A 13394-nucleotide genomic window follows, 5' to 3' on the forward strand; every position below is an offset into this window, starting at 1 on the left:
GATCGGCGGCCCGATCGGCGCCCCGGCGCCGCCCCTCACGCGCTCCTCCGCACCAGATCCAGCGCCTCGATCAACCCGACGTCGGCCCGTCCCGGCACCACCGCCACCGCCGCCACCCGCCGTCCCCGTTCCGCGTCCAGCGCCGCCGCGAGCTCGGCGCGCAGGCCCCGACGGACGTCCAGGATCAACCGCGCCGCCGACTCTGCCCCGATCCGGGTCCCGAGCAGCCCCGCCGCGTCGCGCCCGATGCCCGGCCCCATCCCCGGACGGCCCACCGCCGCGATCAGCGCGAGCTGTTCCCCCGCACCGGGCCAGACCACGGGGCCGGGCCGAAGCCGAGGCGCCCCGTCGTACGGCACACACCCCGACGCACGCTCGGCCCCCCGCGCGAACGCGTCCGCCAACAGCGCGTCCAGGCCCTCCCGAACCGCTCCCGCCGCCCCGTCCGCGTCCCCCTCATGCCACCGAACGCCCGCCGCCCCGCGCACCAACGAGCCGTCGTCCAGCGCCCGCAACGCCCACCGCGCCGTCGCCGCATAGGCCCGATCCACACAGTCGCGCGTACGTCCCGCCGCCTCGTACTGCCGCTCCACAGCCTGTGCCAACGGCGGCACCCGCCGGTCCAGGCTGTGCAACAACCCGCCGAGCGTGCGCCGCACCACCGCGGCCCGCGCGTCCGGATCGGCGCCGCGCTCGGCGAGCCAGGTACGAATCGGCACCACATTGCGCTCGGGCAGCCCGGCCCCCGGCTCGACCTCGACGACCGGGTACAGCGGTACATCGCCGAGCCCGGCCTGCCGCAACAACCGCACGAAGTCGGCCCGGAGCAGGTCCGCCGGCTCCGCCGGCACCCGGTTCAGCACGATCGCAAGTCGCGTGTTCCGATCCCGCGCGAGCCGAAGCAGATGCCACGGCGCGGCGTCCGCGTACCGCGCCGCGGACGTGACGAACACCCACAGGTCGGCGGCGCCGAGCAGGCGCACCGCGACCCGGCGGTTGTCGGCGGATACCGAGTCGATGTCGGGCACGTCGAGCAGCGCCAGCCCGGGCGGCACCCGCTCGTCCAGGCGCAGTTCGATGGCGGTGTCCGCGGCGAACCAGTGCCGGTCCCGGGATCGGCAGACCAGGACCGGCACGCGCGTGGTCGGCCGTACCGAACCGACCTCCGTGAGCGCCCGCCCGACCAGCGCGTTCACCAGCGTGGACCGGCCCGCCCCGGTGGAACCGCCGACCACCGCGAGCAACGGCGCACGCGGCACCGCGAGGCGCGGCAGCACGTAGTCGTCGAGCTGTTCGATCAACTCGCGACGGGCCAGCCGCGCCTGCACGGCACCGGGCAGGTCGAGTGGGAAGCACGTCGCCACAACCCGATCGCGCAGGTCGGCGAGGGCTGCGGACAGGGTGTCGCTTCCCATGATCACCACGGGCGACCAATGCCCGAATTGTCCACATTCTCAACGTGCGGTCGGCACTACCCCACAGGGGTCACCCGGTCGGCATCACGCGGGCCGTCCGCCGGCGTCACGCCGGCGGCCCGTCGACACCACGCCGGCCACGTGGTCGGCATGACACCGGCCACCCGTCGGCGTCACGTCGATCCTCCACCGGCACCACACCGCCACGCAGTCGGCATCACGACGCTCACTTGGTCGGCAACACCACGATCGCCCCATCGGCGGAGGACCGCTGCGCCGCCTCGATCACCTCGATCACGGTGAGCGCCTCCGACAGCGGCACCGGCGGCCCGCTCTCCTCACGCACCGTCGCCGCGAACATGGCGTAGTAGTCCTGGTAGGCGCCCGGTTCGGTCTCCACCGGCACGGTGTCGCCGGGCGTACCGAGCCTGCCCCACGCACTCTCCGGCTCTGTCCCCCACCCGGGCGTACCCACCGCCGCACTCCCGCCCCGCAACAACTCCTCCTGCGGATCCATCCCGAACTTCACATACGACGCCTTCGACCCGAGCACCCGAAATCGCGGCCCGAGATCGGCCGCCGCCGCGCTCATCCACAGGTGCGAGCGCACCCCACCCTCGTGGGTGAGCGCCACGAAGCTGTCGTCGTCCACGAGCGCCCCGTCCCGCCGCGTGTCCAGCTCGGCGTACACGTGCGTGGGCCGCCCGAACAGCGACACGGCCTGGTCGATCAGGTGGGTGCCGAGGTCGTACAGGATCCCGCCGAGCGCCGCCGGGTCGGCCTGCTCCTTCCAGCCCGAGGTACGCACCTGCGGCCGCCACCGCTCGAACCGCGACTCGAACCGGTACACGTCGCCGAGCCGCCCCTCTTCGACGAGGCGCCGCACAGTCCGGAAATCACCGTCGAACCGTCGGTTCTGGTACACCCCGAGCCGCCGCTCGCACCGCACCGCGGTCTCGCACAGCGCCTGCCCCTCCGCGAAGGTGCCCGCGAACGGCTTGTCGACGACCACGTGCAACCCGGCCTCCAGCGCCCGGGTGGCCAGCGGCACATGGAACCGGTTCGGCACGGTGATCACCACGAGGTCGAAGTCACCCGCGCGAGCGAACATCTCGTCGGTCGTCCCGATCACCTCGGCCCGCGGATACCGCGCCCGCACCTCGTCCTGCCGAGCCGGATTCCCGGTCACCACGGCGGCGAGTTCCAGCCCCTCGACGGCCGCCAGGACCGGCGCGTGGAAGGCCGAACCCCCCACGCCGTATCCGACAAGTACAGTCCTGATGGGACCCACTGCGCCTCCCGCTGTCCGTTTCGGCCCTTCCCTGATCACATTCTGGCCGCCAACTGCGTCTGATCAGGTAACGGTGACCGCCGGAACGCCGGTGAGGCATGCACACGGCCCTATTCTGTTGTGCCGCGACCGGATCCGGTGCAAGATCCTGATTCGCCCAGCCCTCGTAGCTCAGTGGACAGAGCAGGTGCCTTCTAAGCACTTGGTCGCAGGTTCGAGTCCTGCCGGGGGCACAGCCACGCCGCCGTCCGCCGCCCGCACCCCCGGGCGGCGTCCGTGCAGGTCACAGCACGTCTCGCCCAGACATGACGAAGCGCCGGACGCCCACCAGGTGAATCGGCGGAGGTCCGGCTCTCTCCGCCTGTCTCCGTCTGTCACCGGCTTTCTACGGGTAGCCACGTTGAATACGCGACGAAGTCCGTCAGGGCAGCGTGAGCGCCCCCTCGATTCGCTTATGCAGATCTGCTTCGTGTCCAGAGAAGCACAGAGCGTAAACAGCGAGCAGAACGGCGATGTTGTTTCCTGCCCACGCCGCCACCTACGCGGGCGGCACCCCCTGCATTCAGCCACTCGGCGAGACAGGAGTGCCGGAGGTCGTACACCTTTTTGCCCAGCGGTGAGCCGTACTGCTCCGGCACCAGCACAGCCTTGCGCGCACGCCGTCGCCGAGGAGCGCGTTCCATCCGGTCTCGTTCGAGGAGCTGTCCCAGATACCGACGCCGCGCATCTGCTGGGCAGAGGGCGAGTCATTGCGGTCATCGAGCATCGGTGACAGGAGCAGCTGGGCCAGGATTGCCGGGCCGTAGCGGTCGCGTGCCATCAAGGTGACACCTGCCGCGAGGCCGCCGCCGGCGCTCGCACCGCCGACGACGATGCGTTCAGGGTCGATGTTGAGCTCGTGGGCGTGATCCGATACCCACACCAGGCCCGCGTAGCAATCCTCGACGGGACCCGGGTGGGGTGTCTCGGGTGCGAGCCGGTACTCGACCGAAACCACGGCCATGCCCATCGGCTCGGCCAGGTTCGACATCTCGACCAGACCGAACCGGTTGTCTCCGACGATCATGCCGCCGCCGTGGATGTGGTATAGCGCCGGGGTCGGGGTCGACGCGTGCTTCGGGAGACGGATCAGCAGCGAGATGTCCGGTTCCCCGTCCGGCCCTGGCACCGCCCGCTCCTCCACGCGGTAGGTGCCACCGCGCGAGAGGACCTCGTCGGTCGGGCTCTCCACCCCGGGACGGGCCGGCGCATCTCAACGATGTTGTCCAAACGGTACGCGTCGGGGGAGCGCAGGCTGGTCAGGATCTCAAGGACGGGAGCGAGCTCCGGGTCGAAGGGCGGGGGCGGTCCGACCGGTTGGGCGGATGACTGGTCCGTGATTTGAGTGGTCATGTGTTCTCCTCGCGGTAGTCGACTGGGTGTCTGCCTGCCCCAGCTCGCAGGTCATCGATAGATGTCACGTGGCCGATGCGGCCCGCCATCTGGTGGGGCAACCTGAGCGCTCGACACGTGAACTGGTAGCGTCCGGTCCGTTTCAAGCCGCGCGGCGCCATCTTGGCGACCGGGCAAGCGTCCGAAGCGCGGAGATGGCGTCATCGACGCGCTTCTCGGGGTTTCAGCAGCGTCTGAGAGTTCTCCTTGTGAAGGAGGGGGTTCCGCCGTCGGATCGAGCTGTTCGCGAGTGGCTAATCGGAGCCGGTGCCTTGCTCAGACGGTTCGGACAGTGCCGCCGTCAATGACGTACTCCGCGCCCACAATGGATGAGGCTCGGTCCGAGACAAGGAAGCCGACCAGGTCCGCAACCTCTTCCGTCGTTGCGAACCTTCCGAGTGGAACCCCTCCGAGGGAATCCATCAGGTTCTGCTTCGCCTGCTCGCGGGTCAGTCCGTTGCCCTCGGCGAGCTGGTCGATGAAGCCCTCATACGCTCCGGTCCGAATCCCCCCGGGGCTGACAGCGTTTACTCGCACTCCTCGTGGCGCCATCTCGTTCGCAAGACCCTTGCTGTACGTACGCAACGCACCCTTTGCTGACGCGTACGGCAACGTCGCGTCGTGCAACGGCATCTGACGCTGGATCGACGTGACGTGGACAACTACTCCCGATCCGGCCTCCGCCATTGCCGGCAGCAGCGCTCGATCCAGTCGGACAGCTCCCAAGAAGTTCAGGTCGAGTTCCGCCGGCCAATGCTCCTCAGTCGCTGCCGCGAACCCGCCAGGCGGGGTTGACGACCCTCCGACAACGTGCACCAGGATGTCCAGCGCACCTTTCTCAGAGATCTTGGACACCACAACTTCTACCCCGCCCACCGTGGAAGTGTCCGCCTCGATGAATCGGTCGGGGCGCTCGTAGCCGCCGGGCATCGTGCGCGCCGTGGTCCACACGTCGGCACCCATCTCTCGCAGTCTCGCTACGACGGCCTTGCCCGAGCCCTTCGAACCGCCCGTGACCAGCGCCCGTCGACCGTCGAGACGATCGCGATCTGAACCAGACATTCTTCTCTCCACTGAAGATCGAGGTGGTGCGGATTCGGTCAAGCTGGGTGGTTGGCGATGACGAGCTCGGCGACGAGGCCGTCCCGCAGCGCGAACCGGTAGTCGAGCTCGGCGACGCCCCCCGGGAAGGTGCCCTCGAGCCGCACGGTCACCACCCAGTGGGCGTCATCGACGCGGTGAGCGCCGATCTGCTCGGTCGTGTACTCGAACTCGGACCCGGCGTCCCGCAGGAACGCGTAGGTCTCCTCTCGGCCGCGGAAGGTCTCGTCCTGGTCGACGATCACCGCATCCTCGGCGAGGAGCGACGAGGCGGTGTCGGCGTCGCGGACGACGTGGGCGGCGAAGAACTCGCGCACGGTGGCCGGGAGCAGATCGGACGGGAGATCGGTGTGCTGTGTCATGAGCCCACCGTGTGACCTCACGGCGCGGGAGGGTCAAGCCTTGGACTCTCCCCCAGGGGGAGTGCTTAGAGTGACGGGATGTTGACCATCGGGGAGTTCTCGCGGCTGACCCACTTGAGCGTCCGGACCCTGCGCCGGTATCACGAGGCGGCCCTGCTGGAACCTGCCGTGGTGGACGAGACCACCGGTTACCGCTACTACCGCGTCGACCAGATCCCGACCGCGCAGGTCATCCACCGGCTCCGCGAGCTCGACGTCCCCCTGAGCGATGTGCAGCAGATCCTGCGGACCCCCGACCCCGGTGTCCGCGCGGCCCTGGTCACAGACCACCTGCAACGCCTCGAGGACGCACTCGACCGCACCCGGGCCGCGGTCGTGTCGCTGCGCCGCCTGCTCCAGCCCGACCCCGCGCCGATCGACGTCGAGCTGCGTGCAGAGCCCGCCCGGACGGTCGCGGCCGTAGAGGCCGTAGTCGGGCATGGCGACATCGCGACCTGGTACGCAGGCGCGATGGCCGAATTGGAGGCGGCCGTCGGCGCCACCGTGACCGGACCGCCGGGCGGCAGCTACGACAACGCCCTTTTCGAGCAGGAGCGCGGTCACGCGGTCGTCTACCTGCCGACCGCTGCACCACCTCGCACCGGACGCGTGCACCCCATGACTCTGCCGGCCGCGGAACTGGCCGTCACCACCCACATCGGCGAGCACGACGGCATCGAGGTCACGTACGGCGAACTCGGGACCTGGGTGGTGGAGAACGCGATGTCGGTGGCCGGGCCGGTGCGGGAGGTGTACGTTGTCGGCCCTCGTGACACAAGCGATCCCGCTGCATGGCGCACCGAGATCGGCTGGCCAATCTTTCGTGTCACCTGAAGCGGTCAGTGCGGTGCCGAGTCTTGGAACGATAGGACACCGCCCCCACGTGGAAGCGAACCTACGGCCACCACCCGCTGATGGGATTCGTCGACCACGGACCGGGCGGCACGGGTGAACCGGTCGCGGCCCTGCTCAGACCAGGCAACGCGGGATCGAACACGGCCACCGACCACATCACCGCCGCTCGACTGGCCTTGGCCCAGCTGCCGAAGAAGTACCGGCGTGGGCGCCGGACGCTGATCCGGACCGACTCTGCGGGCGGCACCCACGACTTCGTCGCCTGGCTCGCTCAGCGGGGACGGAGAGCCGCCCCAGGTTCGCACCGCGCTACGGGCGACCGGTAGTCGGCATGCGGTGACAGAACGTGCGCCGGCGGGTGCGCCCGGTGGGCGGCGTTTCCGTCGGTGAGATGGCATCGCCGACGGCCGGCGGCCACTCGACCGAGGTCGAGGGGCCGCCCGCGCCGTGTGGCCGTTGGTCAGCGTTCTCGGCGGGCTCCTGCCGAGGGGACTGCCTGGAAGAAGCGTGGGGGCGTGAAAGAGTGGGCCGCGAAGGCCTTCTCGATCGCCGTTGTCACCTCGGCGCAGCGGGTCTCGTCGACCAGGGCGATCGCCGAGCCGCCGAAGCCGCCGCCGACCAGCCTGGCGCCGAGGGCACCTTCGGCGAGGGCGGTGTCGACCGCCGTGTCCAGTTCGGGGCACGAGATCGTGTAGTCGTCGCGCATCGACGCATGCGACGCGGTCAACTCCGGGCCGATCGCCCGGACATCGCCGTTGCGTAGGGCCTCGACCACACGCAGCACGCGCTCGTTCTCGGTGAGCACGTGGCGCACCCGGCGGCGCAGCGGGCCGTCGGGCAGTGCGGCGAGGGCCGCGTCCGGGTCGGTCACCTCGCGCAGCGACGGCACGCCGAGCAGCGCCGCCGCCTCCTCGCACGAGGCGCGGCGCTCCGCGTACCCGCCGTCCACCAGCGCGTGCCGGGCCCGGGTGTCGACGACGAGCAGGCGCAGGCCCGCGCCCGCGCAGTCGAACGGGACGTGGGTGCCCGTCAGGTCGCGGCAGTCCAGGAAGTACGCGTGGCCCTCGACGCAGCCGAGCGAGGCCATCTGGTCCAGCATGCCCACCGGCACGCCGACGAAGTCGGTCTCCACGCGCTGCGCGATCCGGGCCAACTCGACCCGATCCAGGCCCAGTTCGTACAGGTCGTCGAAGGCGAGCGCGACCGCGCAGGACAGCGCCGCCGACGAGGACAGGCCCGCCCCCACCGGCACGTCGCTGTCGATCCGGATGTCCGCGCCGCCGATGTCGTACCCGGCCGCCCGCATCGCCCACACCACGCCCGCCGGATACGCCGTCCACCCGGACAGCGCGCCGGGTGCCAGGTCGGCGACCGCGAGGTCGACCGATTCGCTCCCGGCGTGGGTGGACGCGAGTCGCAGCCGGCCGTCGGCACGCCGGCCGACGAACGCGCGCGCGGTGTGCGGGATCGCGATCGGCAGCACGAACCCGTTGTTGTAGTCGGTGTGTTCGCCGATCACATTGACCCGACCCGGGGCCGCCCAGACCCCCTCGACGACGAACTCGCTCACCGACCGGCCTCACCCTCGCGCAGGAAGGACCACGCGTCCGCCACGATGTCCTCCAGGGAGGTGCGTGTGGGCCGCCAGCCGAGCAGTTCGCGCGCCCGGTCGGCGGAGGCGACCAGTACCGGCGGATCGCCCGCCCGGCGCGGCGCTTCGTGCGTGGGCACCGCGCAGCCGGTGACCACCCGTACCGCGTCCACCACGTCGCGGACCGAGAAGCCGGTTCCGTTCCCGAGGTTGCACACCAGGTGTCCGCTCGCCGCGCCGCCCTCGGCGGTGGCGTTCAGCGCGAGCAGGTGCGCGTCGGCCAGGTCGGCGACGTGGATGTAGTCGCGCACACAAGTACCGTCGGGCGTCGGGTAGTCGGTGCCGTACAGCGCGACCGAGCCGCGCGTGCCGTGCGGGACCTGGAGCGCCAGCGGGATCAGGTGGGTTTCGGTGGTGTGCCGCTCCCCGTAACGCCCGTACGCGCCCGCCACGTTGAAGTAGCGCAGACTCACCGCGCGCAGGCCGTAGGCGGCGCAATACGACGCGATCAACTGATCCACCGCCGCCTTCGAGGCGCCGTAGGGGTTCGTCGGCGCACTCGGCGCGTCCTCGGTGATCGGCGACACCTCCGGGGCGCCGTAGACCGCCGCGGTGGAGGAGAACACGAAGCGGTCGATCCCGTGCGTGCGCAGCGCGTCGAGCAGCGCGAGCGAGCCGCCGACGTTGTTGTGCCAATACTTCCCCGGGTGCGTGACCGACTCGCCGACCAGGGACGAGGCGGCGAAGTGCAGCACCGCGTCGAAGGAGGCGTCGAGGTGCCCGGCGGCGTCCTGGACCCGGCCCCGGACGAACTCCGCCTTCTCCGGCACCGCGTCGCGATGCCCCGTGGACAGGTCGTCGAGCACCACCACGTCGTGCCCGGCCTCGACCAGGTGGGCGGCGACCACGCTGCCCACGTAGCCCGCGCCGCCGGTGACCATGAGCCTCATTCGCCGACCTCCCGCAGTCGCGCCGCCGCCGTCTCCGGCGGTACGTCGCTGATGAACACGCCCATCCCCGATTCGCTTCCGGCAAGGTACTTCAGCTTGCCCGGCGCCCGGCGGATCGAGAAAAGCTCCAGGTGCAGCGCGAAGTCGACCCGCCCGGAGCGCACCGGCGCCTGCTGCCACGCGGCGATGTACGGCGCGGGCTCGCCGTCGAAGAGGCGGTCGAAGCGGCGCAGCAGGTCCAGGTACATCCCGCCGAACGCGGCGCGCGCGTCCTCGTCCAGGGCGAGCAGGTCGGGCACGCGCCGGTTCGGGTACAGGTGCACCTCGTACGGCCAGCGCGCGGCGGCCGGGACGAACGCCGTCCAGTGCGCGTTCTCCGCGACGATCCGGGCCCCGTCGGCGCGCTCGGCGGCGACCACGTCCTCGAACAGGTTGCGGCCGGTGCGGTGCCGATGCGCGGCGGTGGAGGCGATCATGGCGGCCGTACGCGGGGGGACGAACGGGTAGGCGTAGATCTGTCCGTGCGAGTGCGGCAGCGTGACGCCGATCTCCCGGCCCCGGTTCTCGAAGCAGTACACCTGCTCCACGCCGGGCAGCGCGGACAACTCGGCGGTGCGGTCGGTCCACGCGTCGAGCACCAGGCGGGCCCGCTCGGGGGTGAGGTCCTTGAACGAGGCGTCGTGCTCGGGGGTGAAGCACATCACCTCGCAGCGCCCGCCCGACGGCCGGCGCGGGAACGGGTCGTCGGCCCAGCCCGGCGCGAGCGGTTCGCGCTCGGCGCCGCCGCCGGACATCGACGGGAAGCGGTTCTCGAAGACCACGACCTCGTAGTCGGCCTCGGGCACCTCGGTGGCCCGCTCGGGCGTGGACGGACACAGCGGACACGCGTCGGCGGCGGGCAGGTGGGTCCGGGTCTGCCGGTGCGAGGCGACCACGACCCACTCGTCGAGGAGTCGGTCGTAGCGCATCTCGGAGCCGCTGAGCACGGGGGCGAGGTCGCGCGTGTCGACGGCGGCGCGAACCCCCTCGTCCCGCGTGTCGTAGTAGACGATCTCGCGACCGTCGGCCAGGACGGCCTGCGTCTTCTTCATGCCTTCATTTTGCGAAGCTTTCCAAATCTTGTCAATTAGAAAGCTTTGGCAGGCTTGATGCTTGCCGATAGCCGGTCGAACCCGCCCTCACCTGCGGTTTGACAAGTTTCGGAAGGTGTCCGCAAGATGCTGCCCATGCCTGACGACGACACCGACGGTCTGCCCGCCGAAGGCCGCCGCGCCCGGATGGCCGCCACGATCGCGGATCGCGGCTTCGCCAAGGTCACCGACCTGGCCGAGGCGTTCGGCATCTCGCGCGTCACGGTCCGGGCCGATCTGGAGGTACTGGAGCGCCAGGGTCGGGTACGCCGGGTGCGCGGCGGGGCGATGTTCACCGGTCGCGATCCGCGCGTCGAGCCGTCCTTCGAGGAGGCGCTGACCTCGGCCTCGCCCGCGAAGACGCTGATCGGACGGGCGGCGGCGGCGCTGGTGTCGCCGTCGGAAAGCGTGGTGCTGGACGTCGGCACCACCACCACCTTCGTGGCACGCGCCCTGGTGGACCGCGAGGACCTGCGCGACCTGGTGGTCTTCACCAACGGGCTGACCATCGCGCTGGAGTTGGAGCGGGCGATCCCGCGATTCTCCGTCGTGGTCACCGGCGGCACGCTGCGACCGCTCCAGCACTCGCTGATCAACCCGCTCGGCGACCACATCCTGGAGCGGATCCACGCCGACACGGTCTTCCTCGGCTGCAACGGCGTGCACCCGACGGGCGGCATCACCAATGTGAACCTGCCCGAGGCCGAGGCGAAACGCGCGATGTTGCGGGCGGCGGGGCGCCGGGTCGTGGTCGCCGACGGCTCGAAGCTGGGCCGGACCGAACTCGCCGAGGTGTGCCCGCTGGCGGACATCGACCTGCTGATCACGAGCGGCCCGGCGGACCCGGACGCGCTCGACGCGTTGCGTGATGCGGGGCTGGAGATCTTGGTGGCGGAGTAGGGGCGGGTCAGCCGTCGCTGGGGGAACTCCTCACGGCCACGCCCGACTTCGCGCTTGGTCGTCACCCGCGCGGCCGATGTGTCGTCCGTGCGGCCGTCGCCGAAGTGAGTATCTGTACGGATGTTCGGCCCGACCCCGCCACCTAGCGTGAGCCGCATGACCTACATGCCTCCCACCCCCGACGGTGGCGAGCACGGATTCGCTCGCGCGATGACGTTCGTCGGCGGCCTGTTCGCGTTCGTCGTGGTCGCGATGACCGACCTGTTCGTGCTGCTCGGACTGGGCGGCGGCACCGAATCCTGCGGCGACCAGGCCTGCCGCGACTGGTACGACACGAGGCTGCCCTGGGTCTTCGGCATGTTCGTACTGTCCTTCATCGTCGCCTTCCTCGCCCTGGTCCTCCCACCCCACCCCCGCCGCCGCTACGCGGTGGGAATCCCGGTGGCCCTGCTGGCCATCGCCCTCCAGGCCACCGGCTTCCTCCTATGCCAAAACGGCCCGGCCGCCTGACGATCCCCGGACCGACCCGGCCCACCCGCCGGCCTCGACGGGACCAGGGCGAGACGAGCGGCAAGGCTGCGGTCGTGGCTCTTGGTACGGGGTGTACCCGATCGGGCATGGGCGGGCAAAAGCTGCGCGTTAGGCAGGGGTTCGCGGGCTTTGTGGGGGCGGTCGGCGGTTCGTCCGGCGTAGCCTGGCGGCGGATCGACAGCACTGGCAGGCCATCCTCCGCCGCACGACACACCGCTGCCGGGGGCCTGCCCGACAGCCAGGTGGGTGACGCCGTGTCCGACGATCACGAACTCAGCATTGGGCAACGCGTGAAGGCGCTGCGCAAGGAGCGTGGCATCGACCGTCGCGAGATGGCCGCCGCACTCGACCGCTCGCCCGAGTGGATGCGCAGCGTGGAGGACGGGCGGCGACAGCTCGACCGGTTCAGCACGATCCTGACCATCGCCGACCTGCTCGGTGTTTCGCTGCTCGACCTGGTGGGCGCTCCGGCTCGACCCGCGCTCGCCGACGAGCGCCCGCGCGGTCTCGATGCCGTGCCGAACCTGCGTCGGGCTCTACTCCGCAACCAGCTCGGTCAGGTGACCGGCACGCCGCGCGCGCTCGCGGACATCCACATGGACACGCTCACCGCGCATCGATATCGGGCGAGCGCCCGGTTCGGGGAGTTGGGGCTGCTGCTGCCGGGGCTCGTCGACGACGCGTCCAGGGCCGCATGCGGGCTCGACGGCGACGACCGACGGCAGGCACACGAACTTCTGTCGGGCGCCCTGACCGACGCGGCGATGATGACGAAGAAACTCGGCCACATCGACCTCGCCACCGTTTGCGCGCGACAGGCCGCCGACGCCGCGGCCGATGCCGACAACCCGCTGCTGTCGCTCGCCGCCGCGTGGACGCAGGCCGAGGTGTGCATGTCGGCGGGTGCCACGACCGAGGCGAACGGCATCGTCGACTCCGCCCTCGATCGCCTCGACGGCATGCTCGGCGACGACGACATGGCCGCGTGGTCCCTGTGGGGCACGATGCACCTGGTCGCGGCGGTCGGCGCGGCGCAGTGGTGCCGGCGCCGCGACGCCGAGGCCCATCTGTCCGAGGCCCGCCGCGCCGCCGCCCGCACCGGCGAGCGCGACGACTACCAAACCGCCTTCGGCCCGGCCAACACCGCCATCCTGGCCGTCTCGGCTCGCCTCGAACTCGGCGACGGACGAGCGGCGTTGGCCGAGACGCGCGGCGTGGACACGTCCCGCCTACCCAAGGAACGACGCGCCCGTCGGCAGATCGACATCGCCCGCGCCCACGCCCAGGACGCCGACGACGAGTCGAGCATGCGCGCCCTCCTGGAAGCCGACCGCATCGCCCCGGAATACGTACACTCCCACCCCCTGGTCCGCGACATGGTCACCACGGCCCACCGCCGCAACCACCTCACCTCCCGCGAACCCCTCCACCGCATGAGCCGCCGCATCGGCCTCTGACCGAGCGGGATTTGCCCAGGATTGACGGGCCGGGTACGTCACGTACCCGGCCCGTCGGCATGCCCGCGACATCCTGGTGAGACCACCACTCGGAGGCCGAAGAGGCAGGTGAGCCGCATGAGCGAGGAAACGACCCTGGACGACATCGTGCGCGTCGGGCCCAGCGGTGACGAGCGGGTGCCGGTGCGGATACATGTCCCCGGGCGCCGTCTGCCCGACATCACCGATGCCGAAGCAGCCGCGCTGTACCGCCAACTCGGCGCCCACCTGATCCGACGCGGCCGGAGCCCGATCAGGCCGGACCACGGCTGATCGTCCCCTCTGCGGCTCGACGTGATGTC

13 protein-coding genes, 1 tRNA gene and 1 pseudogene are annotated in these 13394 nt (G+C 70.9%); 7 read left to right on the plus strand and 8 right to left on the minus strand.

Features of this window, described 5'->3' with window-relative positions; genetic code table 11:
• Window positions 1–35: 35 nt before the first annotated feature.
• Together ACWGR4_RS13070 and ACWGR4_RS13075 are read right to left on the minus strand one after the other, a co-directional pair.
• Window positions 36–1415 (minus strand): GTPase, encoded by a 1380-nt coding sequence (locus ACWGR4_RS13070; RefSeq protein ID WP_452133622.1) that lies wholly within the window; start codon window positions 1413–1415, stop codon window positions 36–38.
• A gap of 226 nt (window positions 1416–1641) precedes the next feature.
• On the minus strand, window positions 1642–2706 hold the full coding sequence (locus ACWGR4_RS13075) for a Gfo/Idh/MocA family oxidoreductase (RefSeq protein WP_452133623.1): 1065 nt from the start codon (window positions 2704–2706) through the stop codon (window positions 1642–1644).
• 160 nt (window positions 2707–2866) lie between these two features.
• Between ACWGR4_RS13075 and ACWGR4_RS13080 the strand changes: the two genes are divergently transcribed.
• A tRNA-Arg gene (locus ACWGR4_RS13080) sits at window positions 2867–2939 on the plus strand.
• Between the two features lie 329 nt (window positions 2940–3268).
• On the opposite strand, the gene ACWGR4_RS13085 is transcribed toward ACWGR4_RS13080, so the two are convergent.
• From ACWGR4_RS13085 to ACWGR4_RS13095, 3 genes are all read right to left on the minus strand, one after another.
• On the minus strand, window positions 3269–3937 hold the full coding sequence (locus tag ACWGR4_RS13085) for an alpha/beta hydrolase (RefSeq protein ID WP_452133624.1): 669 nt from the start codon (window positions 3935–3937) through the stop codon (window positions 3269–3271).
• A 476-nt stretch (window positions 3938–4413) separates the two neighbouring features.
• Window positions 4414–5199: an SDR family oxidoreductase gene (locus tag ACWGR4_RS13090; RefSeq protein ID WP_452133625.1), complete on the minus strand. Its 786-nt coding sequence runs from the start codon at window positions 5197–5199 to the stop codon at window positions 4414–4416.
• A gap of 38 nt (window positions 5200–5237) precedes the next feature.
• Window positions 5238–5600: a nuclear transport factor 2 family protein gene (locus ACWGR4_RS13095; protein WP_452133626.1), complete on the minus strand. Its 363-nt coding sequence runs from the start codon at window positions 5598–5600 to the stop codon at window positions 5238–5240.
• A gap of 78 nt (window positions 5601–5678) precedes the next feature.
• On the opposite strand from ACWGR4_RS13095, the gene ACWGR4_RS13100 reads away from it, so the two are divergent.
• Both ACWGR4_RS13100 and ACWGR4_RS13105 read left to right on the plus strand, forming a co-directional pair.
• Window positions 5679–6473, plus strand: a complete 795-nt coding sequence (locus tag ACWGR4_RS13100) for a MerR family transcriptional regulator (protein WP_452133627.1) — start codon at window positions 5679–5681, stop codon at window positions 6471–6473.
• A gap of 35 nt (window positions 6474–6508) precedes the next feature.
• Window positions 6509–6772, plus strand: a pseudogene (locus tag ACWGR4_RS13105) (transposase); the annotation flags it as partial.
• 182 nt (window positions 6773–6954) lie between these two features.
• Here the strand turns inward: ACWGR4_RS13105 and galK are convergent.
• The 3 genes from galK to galT are packed head-to-tail and all read right to left on the minus strand — an operon-like array spanning window position 6955 to window position 10126.
• Complete coding sequence (galK, locus tag ACWGR4_RS13110; RefSeq protein ID WP_380002881.1) at window positions 6955–8064, minus strand: galactokinase; 1110 nt, start codon at window positions 8062–8064, stop codon at window positions 6955–6957.
• Window positions 8061–9026: a UDP-glucose 4-epimerase GalE gene (gene galE, locus ACWGR4_RS13115; protein ID WP_452133889.1), complete on the minus strand. Its 966-nt coding sequence runs from the start codon at window positions 9024–9026 to the stop codon at window positions 8061–8063. Before galE ends, galK begins: the two co-directional genes overlap by 4 nt.
• Before the next feature lie 5 nt (window positions 9027–9031).
• Entirely contained in the window at window positions 9032–10126 is a 1095-nt protein-coding gene (gene galT / locus ACWGR4_RS13120; protein ID WP_452133883.1) for a galactose-1-phosphate uridylyltransferase, read from the minus strand.
• Window positions 10127–10261: 135 nt separating this feature from the next.
• Between galT and ACWGR4_RS13125 the strand changes: the two genes are divergently transcribed.
• The 4 genes from ACWGR4_RS13125 (at window position 10262) to ACWGR4_RS13140 (ending at window position 13365) form a co-directional block, all read left to right on the plus strand.
• Complete coding sequence (locus tag ACWGR4_RS13125) at window positions 10262–11065, plus strand: DeoR/GlpR family DNA-binding transcription regulator (RefSeq protein ID WP_380002879.1); 804 nt, start codon at window positions 10262–10264, stop codon at window positions 11063–11065.
• A gap of 156 nt (window positions 11066–11221) precedes the next feature.
• A complete protein-coding gene (locus tag ACWGR4_RS13130; protein WP_452133884.1) occupies window positions 11222–11575 on the plus strand; it encodes a hypothetical protein in 354 nt (117 codons plus the stop codon).
• Between the two features lie 275 nt (window positions 11576–11850).
• Complete coding sequence (locus ACWGR4_RS13135) at window positions 11851–13053, plus strand: helix-turn-helix domain-containing protein (RefSeq protein ID WP_452133885.1); 1203 nt, start codon at window positions 11851–11853, stop codon at window positions 13051–13053.
• Between the two features lie 117 nt (window positions 13054–13170).
• Window positions 13171–13365 (plus strand): hypothetical protein, encoded by a 195-nt coding sequence (locus ACWGR4_RS13140; protein WP_452133886.1) that lies wholly within the window; start codon window positions 13171–13173, stop codon window positions 13363–13365.
• The last annotated feature ends 29 nt before the right edge of the window (window positions 13366–13394 follow it).

Source organism: Embleya sp. NPDC055664, from assembly GCF_053618075.1.

Excerpts from the sequence above, each read along its gene's own strand:
- ACWGR4_RS13070 (WP_452133622.1), bottom strand. The coding sequence starts at position 1,415 with ATGGGAAGCGACACCCTGTCCGCAGCCCTCGCCGACCTGCGCGATCGG.
- ACWGR4_RS13090 (WP_452133625.1), bottom strand. The coding sequence starts at position 5,199 with ATGTCTGGTTCAGATCGCGATCGTCTCGACGGTCGACGGGCGCTGGTC.
- ACWGR4_RS13095 (WP_452133626.1), bottom strand. The coding sequence starts at position 5,600 with ATGACACAGCACACCGATCTCCCGTCCGATCTGCTCCCGGCCACCGTG.
- ACWGR4_RS13100 (WP_452133627.1), top strand. The coding sequence starts at position 5,679 with ATGTTGACCATCGGGGAGTTCTCGCGGCTGACCCACTTGAGCGTCCGG.
- galE (WP_452133889.1), bottom strand. The coding sequence starts at position 9,026 with ATGGTCACCGGCGGCGCGGGCTACGTGGGCAGCGTGGTCGCCGCCCAC.
- galT (WP_452133883.1), bottom strand. The coding sequence starts at position 10,126 with ATGAAGAAGACGCAGGCCGTCCTGGCCGACGGTCGCGAGATCGTCTAC.
- ACWGR4_RS13125 (WP_380002879.1), top strand. The coding sequence starts at position 10,262 with ATGCCTGACGACGACACCGACGGTCTGCCCGCCGAAGGCCGCCGCGCC.
- ACWGR4_RS13130 (WP_452133884.1), top strand. The coding sequence starts at position 11,222 with ATGACCTACATGCCTCCCACCCCCGACGGTGGCGAGCACGGATTCGCT.
- ACWGR4_RS13140 (WP_452133886.1), top strand. The coding sequence starts at position 13,171 with ATGAGCGAGGAAACGACCCTGGACGACATCGTGCGCGTCGGGCCCAGC.